We start from the raw sequence: 16377 nt of genomic DNA, 5'->3' as shown, positions 1-16377 counted from the left end.
GCAGGACGCGAAAGGGAAATTCAAATTTGCGAAATCTGCAAATGCAGGCGAAAGTTCTGGAATGTTGGAAAAACTCGGCCTTGGCGGAAAACTGAGCCTCGCATTCATCGTCATTGCGGGTCTGCCGACAATTGCCGGCATTCTCGGTCTGGTCGAATTGCGGGGGCTTGCACGCCGCCAGGCAGAGGTGATCAGCCAGACCATACCGGCCATCGCCGAGGTGCGCGGCATGGCGGAAGAAAGCACCAGGATCATTGCCATTGCTCCGGAACTGGCCGCGGTCACGAGCCAGGCGGAACGGGCGAACCGGGCTCAGTTTCTGTCCGATCAGGTCGAGGCGCTCACCCGGCGCCTGGACGCGCTGGAGCGCGGCGGGATCACCGGGTCCAGCCGTCTGCGGGCGACGGTGACAGATGCCGCGCGGGTGCTTGCGCTGCTTGATGAACTGGTGGAAACCCGCATCGCGCTGCGCAGCGGCTTCAAGCAGCTGGCCGACCGCAACCTGACAGCTGCAAACGACCTGCTGAGCATGGCCGACACGTTGGTTGCCAATGCCGAAATGGGAACAACGGCAGTTATTTCAAGTCTTTACAGTCCGGGCACCTCACCTGTTGAAGAACAGGCCCGCATCGATATGCTCGACAAGCTGATCGAAGTCGACCTTTTCCAGCTGGGCCTGATGTTCGAGCTTCGGTCGCAAACTGCGGAAATCGGGCTGCTGATAAACCGGATCGAAGAGGCCGCCAACGATGCTGAACTGGAGGCGGTTGAAGCCGCGCTGATCAGCCGCCTGGAAATCGTTTACCGCCGCATCAAGGCCATCCGTGATCCTGGCCGCCGCCAGCAAGCAGAGAGCTATGCCGCACTTCTGCGGGCATTGCCGGAAAGCAACACAGGCCTCTTTGGCCTGCGCAGCCGCATCCTGTCCACCGAAGAACGCATCACAGCCCTCAAACAGGATTTGCAGAACACTGCGCTGAGGCTGGGCGACGAGGCCTCTGCCGTCGCCGATCAGGCACAGGCGCGGGCAATCAGTTCGGGCAACGCTGCCGCCGCGGACATTCAGCGGGCACAGCTGCGCAACGGTTTTGCGGCCATCTCAGGGTTCCTTCTGTCGCTGGCCGTTTTGTGGTTCTATGTGCGCGGCAGCATCACCCGCCGGCTCAACCAGCTGGCAGGCACCATGGCAGCGCTGATGCGCGGCCAGCTGGATCATCCGGTGCGCCCGCGCGGACAGGACGAGATCGCCCGCATGGAAGCGGCAGTGGAGGTTTTCCGCCAGCAGGCCCTCGACAAACTGGAGCTGGAAAAAGTCCGCGACCGGAACGAACGGGAACTCAGGGAACACCGCAACAACCTGCAATCCCTGGTGGCCGAACAGACGGACCGCCTGCGGGAGGAAGTCGAAGCTCATGATGAGGCCCGGCAGAAAGCTGAGGCCGCGGATCAGGCAAAGTCCGAATTCCTGGCGATGATGAGCCACGAAATCCGCACTCCGATGAACGGCGTGCTGGGCATGCTGCGCAGTCTCTCGGACGAGGGCTTGCCGCCCCGGCAGATGGAGCGTCTGCGCGTGGCGCTGGTCTCGGGCCAGAACCTGCTGAAAATCCTGAACGATATACTGGACTACTCCAAGATCGAAAGCGGCGCTCTGGAACGGGAAGATGTTACGTTTTCACTGCGCGGCCTGATCAACGACATCGTCGTTCTGCTGCGCCCCGGGGCGGACAGCAAGGGGATCCATCTCTGGCTGGACGCGCCGGAGGCATTGCCCGACCTGGTTGAGGGGGACGCCGCCAAGCTGCGGCAGATCCTGTTCAACCTGCTGTCGAACGCGCTGAAGTTCACCGATGAGGGCGAGGTCATCCTGCGGGTCCGCACAAACGGCAATGCCGAAGGGAGCCTCTGGATCACCTTTGAGGTCAGCGATACCGGCAAGGGCATCTCGGAAGACGCCAAGGCGCGCATCTTCGAGGCCTTCGAGCAGGAGGACACGGACACCGCCCGCAAATTCGGCGGTACCGGGCTGGGTCTGGCGATCAGCAGGCATTTCGCCCAAACCATCGGCGCCCGCCTGTCTCTGGAAAGCACCAAGAATGTCGGCTCCGTGTTCACCCTGTCGGTGGAGCTGGCGCCCGGCGATCCAGCAGACTTGGAGCCGGAAGACCCGCCGATTCCGGTCAGGCCGTCCGGACCGGCCCTGTCGGTTCTGGTGGTGGAGGACAATGAGATCAACCAGATGGTCGCGCAAGGCTATCTGGAGCGCATGGGCCACAGCTGCCAATGCGTGGCGAGTGCGGAAGAGGCGCTGGCCCTGCTGCCGGACGCACAGTTCAATCTGGTGCTGATGGATGTCAACTTGCCGGGCATCAGCGGCACCGAGGCTACCCGCCGTTTGCGCGCGATGCCGGACCCGCGGCTGTCGAAAATGCCGGTCATCGGCATCTCTGCACATGTGCAGGAAGAGCAGATCGAAACCCACCTGCAGGCCGGGATGAATGGTTTTGTGGCCAAGCCGGTCTCCCCGGAACGTCTCGCCAAAGCGCTGCAAAGCGTCACCCAGGGGCGCGAGGGCGAGGTTTATCTGTCAGCCCGCCAAGCTTCCTCTGAACGGGACGGGCATGCCAGTCTGCTTCGGCAGATGCAAGAAAACATCCAGGATCTAGGGGCTGGTCAGGCGTTTGAAATCGCAGTGATCTTCCAGCAGGAGCTGCCCCGCAGCATAGACAGGATGAACGCGGCCCAAGCGGCGCAGGATCTCGCGCGGCTGGCAAGAGAAGCCCACCGGGCAAAAGGGGCTGCCAGCAGCTTCGGGCAACGGGACTTGGCGGGCCTCCTGGCCAGCCTGGAAGAGGCTGCCGCCAACGGCCGCCGGACAGCTGCCGCAGAGCGGCTGGGCAGACTGAACACATTGGCTCCGCAGGTGCTGGAAGCTCTGTCAGGTGTGCTGCGTGTTTGCGGCTATCAGTCCAAGGGCGCGGTGAACACGTAACCTTCACCGTGCACGGTGGTGATGATCCGCGGGTTGGCGGGCGCCTCTTCCAGCTTGCCGCGCAGACGCCGGATCAACACGTCCACGGTCCGCGGGTTGGCGCCGTATTGGCGATGGGTGACCCGGCTCATCAAAGCATCGCGCGATGCAACCTCGCCCGCACGGCTGATCAGCATATCCAGCACCTCGAACTCCGCCCGGGTCAGCGGAACGCTGTCCCCCTCGAGGGTTTGAAGATGCCGGGCCGCGACGTCAAACCGGAAGTTGCCAAAGGTGTAGACCCGGCGCGACAACCGCCGCGCCTCCTGGGTCCGGCGCAGCAGATTCTTCAGCCGGGCCAGCAGTTCACGCCGGTTGAAGGGCTTGCAGACGTAGTCATCGGCGCCAAGTTCCAAACCCACGATTCTGTCGATCTCGTCATCCCGGCCGGTCACCAGGATGATCCCGATGTCGGATTTGGCCCGCTGCTCCCGGGTAATCTGCAACCCGTCTTTGCCGGGCAGGTTGATGTCGACCAGAAGCAGGTCAACGTTGCTTGTCTGCAATATCCGCTCGGCCTCTTCGGCGGTTTCCGCTTTGGAAACGCTATAGCCCTGCGCATCGAGATAGCTGGCGAGGGTGCTCCGGGTGACCGGTTCGTCCTCGATGATCAGAATATGCGCCATGTTGGCAGTGCCCCCGCAAATTTTCCCGCCAGTTAACAAATTTTAACATAAATGGCCAGCCTGTTCATCCCTCCAGGCTGACCTGTTCACATCTGCTGCCTAGCCTCCGTCTCCGAAAGCACTGCTTTCACACAGCAACAAGCCTCAGGCCATCGGGACCGGGGCTGCGACAACAGGGAGACACACATGAAAATCCGGAAACACCTCATGGCGAGTGCCACGGCCATGGCGCTGGCGGCTCCGATGGCGATGGCCGAAGATTCCTCGGATCCCATCATCATTCCGATACACAACTGGTCGAGCCAGATCGTGATGAGCCACGTTGTCGGCCAAATCTTCGAATCGATGGGCAACAACGTCGAATTCGTCTCGACCGACAGCCAGGCGGTCTATGAATCCGTGCGCCTGGGCGATGTGACGCTGGAACTGGAAGTCTGGGAAGGTGCGTTCGGCAAGTCCTTCAACGAGGCACGGGCCAAGGGCGGCCTGCATGACGCAGGTGACCACAACGCCGTGACCCGCGAGGACTGGTGGTATCCGGCCTGGACCAAGGAAGCCTGCCCCGGCTTGCCTAGCTGGGAAGCGCTGAACGATTGCGCCGCCGTTTTTGCCACGCCTGAAACCGGCGACAAGGGACGCTTCCTGGGCGGTCCCGTCGACTGGCTCAAGCATGACGCCGAGCGCGTCGAGGCCCTGAACATGAACTTCACCGTGGTGAATGCAGGGTCTGCCTCGGCGCTCTGGGCAGAAGTCGCCGCCGCTGAAAAGACCAAGAGACCGGTTGTGATCTTCAACTGGACGCCGAACTTCGCCGAGGCCGTCTGGCCGGGCGAGTTCGTCGAGTTCCCGGCCTGGGTGGACGGTTGCGATAAGGACCCATCGGTCGGCCCGAATCCGGACGCCACCTATGACTGCGGCAATCCGGCAACTGGCTATCTCAAGAAAGCCGCCTGGGACGGCATGAAGGAGAAGTGGCCGGCTGCATACAAGACGCTGACCGAAATCAGCTTCACCAACCCTCAGATCGCCGAGATGGCCAAGCTGGTCGACATTGACGAGATGGAGCCTGAAGACGCCGCCGCCGAATGGCTGGAGGCCAATGAGGATCTCTGGAAGCCCTGGACCGGTTCCTGAACGCCGCTTCTCTCTCCAACTCCCCGGGGCGGTTCACTGCCCCGGACCTCATACTAATGAAAGTAGACCCATGACCGCCGCCACCCCCGTCATTTCCTGCAAAAACGTCTGGAAGCTGTTTGGCGCCAATCCGGAACAGTATCTGAAGTCGCTGACCGGCAACCCGGGCTTTGATGAAATCCGCCAAGCCGGTTACATCGCCGCGGTGCGCGATGTTTCCCTGGATATTGCCAAAGGGGAAATGCTGGTGATCATGGGGCTGTCCGGCTCCGGCAAGTCGACCTTTGTGCGCTGCCTGTCGCGGCTGATCGACATCACCGGCGGCGAGGTTCAGGTCGAAGGCCAGAACATTGGCGGCATGTCCGAAAAAGAGCTGATCGATCTGCGCCGCAACAAGATGGGCATGGTGTTCCAAAGCTTCGGCCTGCTGCCGCACCGCACCGTGCTGGACAACGTCGCTTTCCCGCTGGAAATGCGCGGGCAGGACCGCCACGAACGCCGTGCCCGCGCGCTGGAGGTGATTGAACTGGTCGGCCTGTCAGGGCGCGAGGACTATTTCCCGCGGGAATTGTCCGGCGGCCAGCAGCAGCGGGTAGGAATTGCCCGCAGCCTGGCAATCGAACCCGACATCTGGTTCCTGGATGAACCTTTCTCCGCCCTCGACCCGCTGATCCGGCGCGAGATGCAGGACGAATTTCTGCGCCTGCAGGAAATGCTGGGCAAGACCATCGTCTTCATCACCCATGATTTCGACGAGGCGCTGCGCCTGGCCGACCGCATCGCCATCATGAAGGACGGCGTGGTCGAGCAATGCGATACCCCCGATCAGATCGTGCTGAACCCGGCCACCGAATATGTCGCCAAGTTCACCGAGGAAATCGAGAAATCCCGCGTGGTCCACGCCGGGGTGCTGGCGCGGGCGGTAAACGGCCACAGCCTGACGGGCGCACCGATTGGCGACAAGCAGACCATTTCCGAACTCGCCCGGCTGCTGGTCAATGACAGCCGCGAATTCCTGCCCGTGGCCAACAACGCAGGTACCCTGATCGGCGCAATGAGCCGTCAGGAAGCACTGGACGTGCTGCTGGGAGCGGGATCATGACCGACCAGACTATGACGCTTGCAGGCAAACCACAGGTCTGGACGCGCGCCAGAACGGGCTGGGTCATCTTCGCCGCGGCCTGCCTGCTGGCCGCAGGCAATTCGGTTCTGCCGTCCGGGCTGGTACGGCCGCCGGAATGGATGATCCTGCCCTTTGCCGACTGGATCAACACGGCATTTGTGTTCATCCGCGATGATCTCGGCCTCCTCTACCTGACCCGCGCCTTTGCGGATGGCGTGGAGTGGCTGCTCGATGTGACCGCCAACCTGCTTTACGGCAAGAACCGCTGGCCCCGGATCGGCCCCATTCCCTGGACCGTGATCGCCAGCATCGGCTTTGTCACCGGCTATGCCCTGCAAGGCTGGCGGCTGTCACTGCTGACCGGCGGCACCTTTGTCTGGATTGCTGTCATGGGGCAGTGGAAATGGGCGATGGAGACCCTCTCCGTAATCGTCGTCGCCGCGCCTTTTTCAATCCTGTTCGGCCTGGTCATGGGCATCCTCGCCTGGCGGTCCAAGACCTTTGAGCGGATCCTGAATCCGATCCTCAACATCGCGCAAAGCCTGCCGCATTTCGCCTATATGATCCCGGTGGTCGTCTTCATCGGTGTCGGCCCCAAGGCGGGTGCGATTGTCACGATCATCTTCTCGGTGCCGCCGATGATCCGCATGTCGCTGCTCGGCCTGCGCAAGGTTCCGCATGAGGTGATCGAAAGCGGCCATATGTGCGGCTCCACCCGCTGGCAGCTGCTGCGCCACGTGCGCATTCCAACAGCGAGGACCGAGATCCTGGTCGGCGTCAACCAGGTGATCATGCAATGCCTGGCCATGGTGGTTCTCGCCAGCTTCATCGGCATGCCCGGCCTGGGGCAGAAGCTGCTGCAGCTTTTGCAGGCGCTGAAGATCGGCCGCTCTGTCGAGATCGGCATCACCATCGTGCTGCTGGCGGTCATGCTGGACCGCTGCACCAAGGCCTGGGCCACCAAACAGCCGGAGCATTTCGAGAAAGGCATCTCGTTTGCCGTTCGCAACAAGTTCCTGCTGCTTGGCCTTGGCCTGTCGCTGGCCTGTCTGGTGCTGGCTCAGTTCATCCCGCTGATGGACCAGATCGACCGCCGCAATGCCTTCACCATCTCCAAACCGATTGATGCGGTTGCGGATTGGTTCATCGTGCTGATCGATCCGGTCACCCAGTGGCTGCGCTGGTTCCTGATCACCTGGGTGCTGATCCCGATCCGCGATGCCTTCCTGTGGATGCCCTATGCTGCCGTTCTGGCCCTGCTTGCGGCCACCGGGTGGGCTGTCGGCGGGCTGCGGTCTGCGCTGGCATGCCTCGCGTTCTTCGGCCTCATCGCGACCTCCGGCTGGTGGGACCGCGCCATGATCACGGTCTACACCGTCGTTGTCGCCGTCTGCATCGCTGCGGCGATGGGCTTCCCGCTCGGGATCTGGGGTTCGTTCAATGAAAAACGCGCGGGCATCGCGCTGCTGATCTGCGACACCCTGCAAACCTTCCCCAGCTTCATCTACCTGATCCCGGTGGTCATGCTGTTCGGCGTCAATGACGTGGCCGTGGTCGGTGCGGTTGTCCTGTTCGCGGCGGTGCCGCTGGTGCGCTACACCATCGAAGGGCTGCGGCAAGTCCCGGAAACCCTGATCGAGGCCGCGGACATGTCCGGCGCCACCCGGATGCAGACCTTGTGGAAAGTGCGGCTGCCGATGGCCCTGCCGACTATCATGGTCGGGGTCAACCAGTCAGTTATGTTCTCGCTGTTCATGGTCATCATCGCAGCCTTCATCGGCACCCAGGATCTGGGCCAGGAAATGCAGCGCGCACTGTCCTCGACCGATGTGGGCAAGGGGCTGGTGCTGGGTCTGGCCGTTGCCTTCATGGGGCTGATGGTGGACCACCTGGTCACCACCTGGGCGCGGTCCAAAAAAGAAGCGCTGGGGCTGGAGTGATGCCATGACCCTGCATTCCAGCGACTTCGGCCCCGCCCCGCTTCGCCGCATCGGCTTCCTGCTGTTTCCCGGCTTTCCGATGGCCTGCCTAACCGCAGCCGTGGAACCGTTGCGGGCCGCAAACGAGATCGCAGGACACCAGGTTTTCACCTGGAGCCTGGTAACCGAATCCGGCGCGCAGGCAGCAGCCTCTGCAGGCATGCATTTTTCCGCGGCTTCCAGCCTGGCGGATGCCGAAGGCATTGATTGCCTGTTTTTGCTGTCCGGTCCTGAAGCGGAGTTTGAAGACCCGGTCTCAAGTCCTGGCCGCCTGCGCTACCTGGCCCGCCACGGCGTCGCACTGGGCGGGGTGTCCGGCGGTGTTTTCCCTCTGGCCTCCAGCGGCGTTCTGTCCGGACGGCGCTGTGCGGTTCATTGGTGCTACCGCAGCGCCTTTGAAACAGCCTTTCCGGATTGCACGGCGGTGGACAGTCTGGCCGTCCGCGACGGCGCTATTCACACAGTTTCCGGAGCAACGGCGATGTTCGACCTGTCTTTGGAACTGATCTGCATTGCACTGGGCGAAGCGGCCATGAATGAAGTTGCGTGCCTGTTCCAGCACCCCGTCATCCGCAGCGGCAGCTCGCGGCAGAAGGTCCCGGTTCTGCAAAGCGGCCGAACCGTCGACCAGATGCCGCCAGCGGTCAAACAAGCGATGTCCATATTCTCCGAGAACGTCGAAATCCCTGTCGGCATACGCGATGTCGCCCGCATGGCCGGTATATCCCCGCGCCAGCTGGAGCGCAGCTTCCGCACAGCCACGGGCCTCAGCCCAGGCGAGTATTACCGCCGCCAGCGCCTGAAGGCTGCCCGGCAGATGGTGCGGTACTCCTGGGACAGTATCTCGGACATCGCCCACGCTGTCGGCTATGCCAGTTCCTCAACACTGACGCTGCATTACCGCAAGTTCTACGGCGTCACACCGGTTCAGGACCGCAAGCAGAGATTTCTTCCCGACACCCGCGGGCCGGTTCACGGCAGCCCTGTTCTGACTTAGCCGGCAAAAATACAGCCGCACGGGCGTCAGGCCGATGCCGATGCGATGGACGCCGGAGAGCATTATGACATTCCGGGCCGGACCGTTCCCGCCGATTGGATGCGCCAACCGGCTTCGACATATTTCACCAGCAGGGGACAGGGCCGGAACTTTGTGCCGGCCAGCCCGCCGATCATCAGCAGCGCGCCGAGCACCAGCGACAGCGGTCTGGCGCGGGCGCTGCCGGATTGCCGTGCCCTGCCTCTCCTCAAGGGCGGCGCACAGCCTGCACGCCGCCCGAGGGGGCGGCGTGATCCGGATGGCTGGCCAATGTCCCGGCAGCCGTTACAGCGCGGCCAGCTTGCCCTTTTCCGGCTTGCCGGTCGGGGTGCGCGGCATTTCGTCCAGGAACACAAAATGTTTGGGGATCATGAATTTGGCCATCCGTCCGGCGCAGTGGGCCCGCAGCGCATCGGCGCTGGTGCTGTGGCCATCCTTGACTGTGACAAAGGCCTTGATGTCTTCCTCGCCCATCTCACCGGGAATTGCTATGACCGCACAGTCTTCGAGTGCCGGGTGGCTCAGAATGCCTTCCTCGACTTCATAGCCCGAGACCATCTCGCCCTTGACCCGGATCCGTTCGCTGACCCGGTGCAGGAAGTAGAACAGCCCGTCTTTGTCCATGCGGCCGATATCGCCGGTCTGGAACCAAAGGTTGCGGCGGCTTTCCAGGGTGCGCTCGGGCATCCCGAAATAACCGTCGGCCATGACACCGGGCTCCTTGGGGCGCACCGCCACATGACCAGCCTTGCCGGCGGGCAGCCGTTCCCCGTCGTCGTCTTGAATTTCGACATCGAAATGCGGCAGCACGATCCCGCCCGGGTGGTCCCATTGCGGCACCACAACCCAGCCCGCATCGGTCGAGCCATAGCCGCCGCCGGGGATCAGATGGGTGTTGAACCGGGCGTCGAAATCCGCCTTGGGCACCGGAGCGGGCGTCGACCAGCAGCGGGTGATCCTGTGGCTTTTCTCCAGGTCTGATGGCGGGCTGGCCCACAGCAGCTGCTGCACCGAGCCAAGCATCATGTACCAGGTCACGCCGTATTCGTTCACTTCGCGCCAGAAGTTCGACAGGCTGAAACGGTCGCGCATGATGACCCGGCCGCCGGTCATCATGGTGGGCAGAATATCGTAATAGGCCGCGCCGATATGCGACAGCGGGTAAGGGGCGTAGACGCAGTCGCCGCCAGTCACCCGGAACGGGCCGATCATGTTTTCCGCGGTGCGCACAGCATAGCGGTGCGACAGCATGCAGCCTTTGGATACCCCGGTGGTGCCGGAAGTGAACAGGATGGTTGCGGTATCCGTGTCCTTGGCCGGTGACACGATATGATCGATGCGCTCTGCCAGCAGCTCTTCGAACAGGATGACCTCCAGGTCCGGGAACAGGCGGCGCGCCTCGTCCGCGGCGTCCATCATCACCAGCGCCCGCAGATGCGGAATGCCGCTGCGGACCTGATCCAGCGCCTCCAGATGGGCACCGGAGGTGAACAGGACCGGTGCCTGGGTCTGATCAATCATCCGCGCCAGCGGCGCGCCGCGCATGGCCCGGTTCACCGACACTTCGACGACGTTGATTTTCTTCAGGGCATAGGTGAGGGCGAGATATTCCATGCTGTTCTCCAGCACAATCGCGGCATAGCCCAGGCCGCTGCCGAACCGGTCCTGCATGCCATGGGCCAGACGGTTGGTCAGCGCTTCGAACGCGCCGTAGCTGACCGTTTGCCCGGTCTCGGCCATGGTGACGAATGGCCGGTCCGCAAAATTTGCGGCACAGTCATGAAGAAGATCCCCAAGGGTGATCTTAAGGGTCATGGCAGCCTCCTGCTGTTTCTCGCCTGACAGTCCCGGACGAATTAATTTATCGCTGCAGCCCTTAAAAAGAGGGTTTTTCGTAATCATTCCATAAGCTACAACTTATGAAATGTGGAACCTGCTCCCGCCCGTGCAAAGCCTGAAACTGTTTGATGCGGTGGTCCGCCACCGCAGCATGACACGGGCTGCGGCAGAAATTGGTATATCCCAGTCAGCGGTCAGCCAGTCGGTCCGGCAGCTCGAGGACTTCGTGCAAGTGCCTTTGCTGGACCGGTCTTCGCGGCCCATGGTCCTGACAGATGAAGGAGAGCGGTTCTACCGGGCCAGTCTCGACTCCCTGGGCCGCCTGTCGCAGGCTGTCGAGGACCTGCGGCGGCAGTCCCGCGGGGATGGCAAGACCGTCACCATTTCCTGCAACCTGGGTTTTGCGACCTATTGGCTGATGCCGCGGCTCAACTTCTTCAGCGCTGACTGTCCGGATATCGCGGTCAATGTAATGGCCGCCTATCACGGTGCTGCCGGTCTGCAATCCGGCACCGATATTGCAATCCGCTATGGCGACGGCAGCTGGCCGGACGGCGACTGGCAGCTGCTGTTCAAGGAGACCATTGTGCCCATCTGCTCGGCCGGATACCTGGAGCGGGCCGGGCAGATCACCGGGGCGGAACAGCTGTCCCGCCAACGGCTCATTCACGTTACCGGCACCACGCCCGACTGGTTGGGCTGGGAGTATTATTTTAAGCGCCTTGGCCATGGCAAACTGCCGGTCCCGGGCGGGCTGCGCTTCAGCAATTATGTGCAGGCGGTGCAGACTGCACTCAGCGGGGAGGGTATCATGCTGGGGTGGAGATCCGTTGCCGCGGATCTCTTGAAATCACAGCAACTGACCATCGCCTATGCTGAACCCATCCGCCTTGCCAGCGGCTATTACATCAGAAGCGCAGGCAACCAGGACGATGGCAGCTGTGCCGGCAAGTTTCTCGGGTGGCTGAAACAGCAGACAAGCCGGACGCCGGATTTCTGAATGATGGAAGAAAGTGCGGTAGAATTGCAGGGAGAGAGCAGCCGGGGAGATCTTTGGCTGCCCATCGCGACGCCGGCCGCAGGCGCGCACAGTGCGGGACCAAGTGGGCTTCCGCCGCACGCGCACCATTGACCGCAAAGGAGCGGGCATCACGTCTTCCAAGTGGAACCGGCCGGATTGGCCGCAGAGGGCACTGACGCTCTTTCACGCCGAATTTTGGCACTTCTGTCTGACATGGCAGGCGGGAGGGACACTTCTGAATTGCAAAAGGGTGACAGTTCAGCTTTGCGCGCGCAACTAAAACCACGTAATAGTGGTTATGTTAAATCTATTGGCATGCAGATGCTGCCACCGTATGCATGCCGAACTTCATTTCACTGCAAATTCAATGCCTTAATGGCCGAAGCAAACCTTCCTGTGCAACACTGGCAACCAATTGGCCGTCTTCCGCGTAAATGGCGCCCCGGTTGAAGCCTCGGCCATTGCCGGTAAACGGCGCGTCGAATTCACCGCGCTTGCCCGGATCAACCCGGAACGCATTGCGCAAAAGAACCTCGTGGCGCGGCTCCAAGACGCCTTCGCCCACGCCTTTAGAGCGGCGGCGGCGAAGGCCGGCAAATGCATTGCCGCGCACATATGGGTCTTTGTTGCCAGCGCGCCCTGAGGACCAAAGAGATTTGGTGCGGTATCACCCGATACCGCTGCAGGCATTGGTGCGAAGCGCGGGTTGGGGAAGTCTGTTTGGCAAGCGTGCGGGCGGTAAAACGGTCCGTACCTGGATCCCAGCTCGGACCCTAGATTGCCAGGAGGAGGAACAACCCATGGGCATCGTCAACCAAGACAATATCACCGGCGTCGTCATCGACAGTCTCGGCAAGCACGGCGGCGTAACCGGCCGCCAGCGTGAGATCATGACCTCGCTGGTCAAACACCTGCATGCCTTCATCAAGGACGTGAAGCTGCAGCACAGTGAATTCCTTGGGGCCTGCGACTATCTCGCGCGTGCAGGCAAGCTGTGTGACGACAACCGCCAGGAATTCATTCTTCTGGGCGACATCCTCGGGGTCGAAGTGCTGGTCGACATGATGACCAACCCGATCGAGGGTAACGAAAGCGAGTCGACCGTGCTCGGCCCGTTCTACCGTGAAAACCCGCCGGTGCTGCCGAAAGGCGCTTCGACGATCCAGAAGCACTTTGAAAACGAGGAAACAGCCTATTTCGAAGGGTATGTCAAGGATGAGCACGGCAGCGGCATCGCCGGCGTGACCCTTGACGTTTGGGAGGATGCGCCGAACGGGGTTTATGAGAACCTCGATCCCGACCAACCCGAATACAACCTGCGCGGCCGGTTCGAGACCGACGAGAACGGGCATTATGCGTTTGTTGCCGTGCGGCCGGTGCCTTACCCGATCCCGGACGACGAAACCGCGGGCGAGCTGCTGCGTTTCATGGGCCACCACCCGAACCGCCCGGGCCACATGCACTTTATCATCTCGAAGGACGGCTACCGCCCGCTGATCAGCCAGATCTACGACGCCGACAGCAAGTGGCTGGATGATGACAGTGTGTTTGCAGTGAAGGAAAGCCTGATCGGACAATTCAAGCCGGCGCCCAAGGAACTTGGCACCGATCTGCACTTCGAATTCGACTTTGTGCTGAAAGACAGTGCCGGTGCGCAGGCCGTCGCAGCGGAGTAGCCGCCCCATCCTCCCTGAAAACGGGCCCCCGGTATCCGGGGGTCTTTGTTTGATGGGCCGCATCGCGCTAGGATGACCTTCGGGGGAGCATACGGCATGAACTTCAAGCAGCTGACCTATTTCATTGCGGTCGCGGAAGAGTTGCATTTCGGGCGCGCCGCAGAGCGGCTGGACATGGCGCAGCCGCCGCTGAGCCGCCAGATCAAGCAGCTGGAAGAAGAGCTGCAGGCAATCCTCTTCAACCGCGGCCGCAGCGCGATTACGCTGACCCAGGCGGGCGAGCGGCTGCTGGAGCGCGGCAAGTCGATCCTGGCACAGCTGGATGACACGCGGCTGGAAGTCCGCAGGCTGGGCCAGGGCGCTGAGGGGCGGCTGCGCATCGGGTTCGTCGGGTCCGCAACCTTTGGAATCCTGCCCAACATCATCAAGTCCTACCGCAAGAATTTTCCGGAAGTGAACCTCTGCCTGATCCCGATGAACAACGCGCAGCTGCAGCGGGCGCTGGTCTCGCGCGAGCTGGACGTGGCCTTTGCCCGTCCCGCCCTGCAGGACCCTGAATTCCTGACCAAGGAGCTGATGGAGGAAAAGCTGATCCTGGCGCTGCCGGATGTGGTGGACACTGGCGGGCGCAGCATTGCCAAGCTGGAGCGGCTGCAGACACACAACCTGATCCTCTATCCGGAATACCCGCGGCCCAGCTATGCCGATTTCGTCCTGAATGCATGCATGGAAGCCGGGTTCGAAGTCCCGTTGCGTGTCTGGTGCATGGATCTTCAAACTGCGCTCAGCCTTGTTTCCGTGGAAGAGGGTGTCTGCATCGTGCCCGAGTCGGTGGCCTCGGCCCCGCGCAAGGGGATGAAATTCCTCAGGATCGAGCCGGAGATCGCCCGCACGGTACTGGCGGTGAACTATCGCCTGGACGAGCAGGGTGTGCACGTCCAGAATTTTGTCCGCATCGCGCAGAAAGTTGCCCGCAAGGTTTTGTGACGGTCCCGCGCCCGGTCAGGAGGCGGGCTGCATGATCCTTTCGAAATAGCGGGCCAGCCCGGCTGCTGCTGCGACAGGCAGCACATCGGCTACATATTGATCGGGCCGCACCACCACCACACAGCCCGCTGTCCGGTTGATCCCGCGCAAATCGTAGATGTCACGGCCGGGACGCTGGTCGGCGCAAAAAACCTTCTCATGATCGGTCAGCCCGTACTGCCCTTTTTGCGGTTTCAGCAGTGCCGGAAGCCGGGCTGCGTCCAGATCATGGTGATGACCGGGATAGACCGCACGCAGATCGATCACACTGTCGGGATCCGACTCCGGCGGCGTCCAGCGCAGAAGCGGTGACGCAGGATCACTGGCGAGAAAGCTGAACAGCGCATCAGGTCCGGCATCTTCGCCGGCAAAGACGAAAACGCGCCAGCGGCCATCCGCTTTGACCACATGGCCCAGTTGCATAGGTCTGGCATCGAAGAACCGGACCACCGGTGCGGAATGAAAGCGGGTTCCGATCCCGAAGCCTTGGGCCAGCGCCTGATGATCGCCGCTGCCCGTCAGCACGGATGGGGCATAGCGCACGGCCACGCCTGCCGTGTAGCGCCCGTGTTTGATGAAGTGTTTCTGGAATGCCGGCGTTTCCGCGCCGCCGCCGGTGTCTGCGCGTTCGGACATGATCCTTGCCCACTCGCGGTCGAAATCAATCAGATCCTGCGCCACGCCCTGCCGTTCGGCGGAATAGCTGTGCAGCAGTTGCGGCCGGGCCTGACCGCGCAGGACCGCTGCCAGTTTCCAGCCGAGATTGAACGCATCGCCCATCGACACGTTCATCCCCTGCCCGGCCTTCGGGCTATGGGTGTGGCAGGCGTCGCCCGCGATGAAAACGCGCGGCAGGCGGCTGTCTTCAGCGCCTGCCGGGACATCGTCGAACTTGCCGCACAGACGCTGGCCGATTTCGTAGACCGACCACCAGGCGACCTCCTTCACCTCGAACGTGTAAGGGGCAAAGATGCGCTTGGCGGCGGCAATCAGGTCTTCGATGGCGATCTTGCGGTCTGCCACCCGCTCGTCCGCTGCCAGCTTGTCCATTTCGATGTAGAGGCGCACCAGATAGCCGCCTTCGCGCGGGATGATCAGAATGGTGCCCTGATCGGCCGACCGCACCAGCGACTTGAGCCGGATGTCCGGAAAATCGGTGTGGCACAGCACATCCATCACACCCCAGGCCTGGTTGGCCGCCTCGCCGGTCAGCTGCCGCCCGATAGCCTTGCGCACCGCGCTGCGGGCCCCGTCGCAGCCAACAACGTAGCGGGCCCGGACAGTCTCGGTGCCCTGCCCGCCCCCGGCCGGCTCCAGAGTAACCGTCACCGGGTAATCCTCGGCCTCCGGGCCGATCGACAGCGCCGTCATCTGACGGCCGTAGTCCGGTGCCAGACGGGTCGGCGAGTTGCGCATGACGTCCAGGTACATGTCATGCACCCGCGCCTGGTTCAGGATGACATGAGGCATCTCGCTCAAGCCGTCCTCCACATCCTGCACGCGGCCGTTGCGCACGATGCCGCCATCGCGGCCGGGTTTCCAGAAGGCCGCCTCGTTCACCCAATAGGCTTCGTGCTTGACCTGCCCGGCAAAGCCGAAGGCCTGGAACATTTCCATCGACCGGCAGGAGACGCCGTCCGCCTGCCCTTTTTCCATCGGCGCGTCCTTGCGTTCGACGATGCAGGTGGCGATGTCCGGAAAAGCCGACAGCTGCGCGGCCAGGGTAAGGCCCGCCGGACCGGCTCCGACAATCAGAACGTCGGCGTATTCGGGCAGCTTGTTCTGCCGGCGCTGTTCCGCGCCCGGCGCGGCTTCAGCCAACCTGGGATCGCCGGGGCGGAAGCCGTTCAGGTGATATTGCATGGATTTCTTGCCTCCGGTTGCGG

11 protein-coding genes and 1 pseudogene are annotated in these 16377 nt (G+C 62.3%); 8 read left to right on the top strand and 4 right to left on the bottom strand.

Translation table 11 applies throughout. The features are described 5' to 3' along the window. The first annotated feature begins 61 nt into the window (after nt 1-61). Nucleotides 62-2992, top strand: a complete 2931-nt coding sequence (torS, locus tag OKQ63_RS22245) for a TMAO reductase system sensor histidine kinase/response regulator TorS (RefSeq protein WP_264214034.1) — start codon at nt 62-64, stop codon at nt 2990-2992. Here the strand turns inward: torS and OKQ63_RS22240 are convergent. After that, complete coding sequence (locus OKQ63_RS22240) at nt 2965-3657, bottom strand: response regulator (protein WP_264214033.1); 693 nt, start codon at nt 3655-3657, stop codon at nt 2965-2967. The genes torS and OKQ63_RS22240 overlap by 28 nt on opposite strands. 207 nt (nt 3658-3864) lie before the next feature. Here OKQ63_RS22240 and OKQ63_RS22235 point away from each other — a divergent pair, with 207 nt between their 5' ends. The 4 genes from OKQ63_RS22235 (at nt 3865) to OKQ63_RS22220 (ending at nt 8890) form a co-directional block, all read left to right on the top strand. Further along, complete coding sequence (locus tag OKQ63_RS22235) at nt 3865-4791, top strand: ABC transporter substrate-binding protein (protein WP_264214032.1); 927 nt, start codon at nt 3865-3867, stop codon at nt 4789-4791. Between the two features lie 70 nt (nt 4792-4861). Then, nucleotides 4862-5893: a quaternary amine ABC transporter ATP-binding protein gene (locus tag OKQ63_RS22230; RefSeq protein ID WP_264214031.1), complete on the top strand. Its 1032-nt coding sequence runs from the start codon at nt 4862-4864 to the stop codon at nt 5891-5893. Beyond that, entirely contained in the window at nt 5890-7854 is a 1965-nt protein-coding gene (locus tag OKQ63_RS22225) for an ABC transporter permease (protein WP_264214030.1), read from the top strand. Before OKQ63_RS22230 ends, OKQ63_RS22225 begins: the two co-directional genes overlap by 4 nt. Before the next feature lie 4 nt (nt 7855-7858). Next, complete coding sequence (locus OKQ63_RS22220; RefSeq protein ID WP_264214029.1) at nt 7859-8890, top strand: GlxA family transcriptional regulator; 1032 nt, start codon at nt 7859-7861, stop codon at nt 8888-8890. Between the two features lie 324 nt (nt 8891-9214). On the opposite strand, the gene OKQ63_RS22215 is transcribed toward OKQ63_RS22220, so the two are convergent. Then, nucleotides 9215-10744 (bottom strand): AMP-binding protein, encoded by a 1530-nt coding sequence (locus OKQ63_RS22215; RefSeq protein ID WP_264214028.1) that lies wholly within the window; start codon nt 10742-10744, stop codon nt 9215-9217. Between the two features lie 130 nt (nt 10745-10874). Here OKQ63_RS22215 and OKQ63_RS22210 point away from each other — a divergent pair, with 130 nt between their 5' ends. Beyond that, a complete protein-coding gene (locus tag OKQ63_RS22210) occupies nt 10875-11768 on the top strand; it encodes a LysR substrate-binding domain-containing protein (protein ID WP_264214027.1) in 894 nt (297 codons plus the stop codon). A 385-nt stretch (nt 11769-12153) separates the two neighbouring features. On the opposite strand, the pseudogene OKQ63_RS22205 reads toward OKQ63_RS22210, so the two are convergent. Further along, a pseudogene (locus OKQ63_RS22205) lies at nt 12154-12270 on the bottom strand (acyl-CoA thioesterase); the annotation flags it as partial. A gap of 319 nt (nt 12271-12589) precedes the next feature. Between OKQ63_RS22205 and OKQ63_RS22200 the strand changes: the two are divergent. Both OKQ63_RS22200 and OKQ63_RS22195 read left to right on the top strand, forming a co-directional pair. Continuing rightward, the gene (locus OKQ63_RS22200) at nt 12590-13465 is read left to right on the top strand and encodes a dioxygenase family protein (RefSeq protein ID WP_264214026.1); all 876 of its coding nucleotides are present in this window, start codon (nt 12590-12592) and stop codon (nt 13463-13465) included. Nucleotides 13466-13561: 96 nt separating this feature from the next. Beyond that, nucleotides 13562-14452, top strand: coding sequence for a LysR family transcriptional regulator (locus OKQ63_RS22195; RefSeq protein ID WP_264214025.1), 891 nt, complete (start codon nt 13562-13564; stop codon nt 14450-14452). Nucleotides 14453-14467: 15 nt separating this feature from the next. Here the strand turns inward: OKQ63_RS22195 and OKQ63_RS22190 are convergent, their stop codons facing one another. Further along, nucleotides 14468-16354: an FAD-dependent monooxygenase gene (locus OKQ63_RS22190; RefSeq protein WP_264214024.1), complete on the bottom strand. Its 1887-nt coding sequence runs from the start codon at nt 16352-16354 to the stop codon at nt 14468-14470. Nucleotides 16355-16377: the final 23 nt, after the last annotated feature.

Source organism: Leisingera thetidis, assembly GCF_025857195.1.
Classification (GTDB): domain Bacteria; phylum Pseudomonadota; class Alphaproteobacteria; order Rhodobacterales; family Rhodobacteraceae; genus Leisingera; species Leisingera thetidis.
Note: the sequence above shows the minus strand (reverse complement) of the source record. Positions and strands in the feature narration are given on the sequence as shown.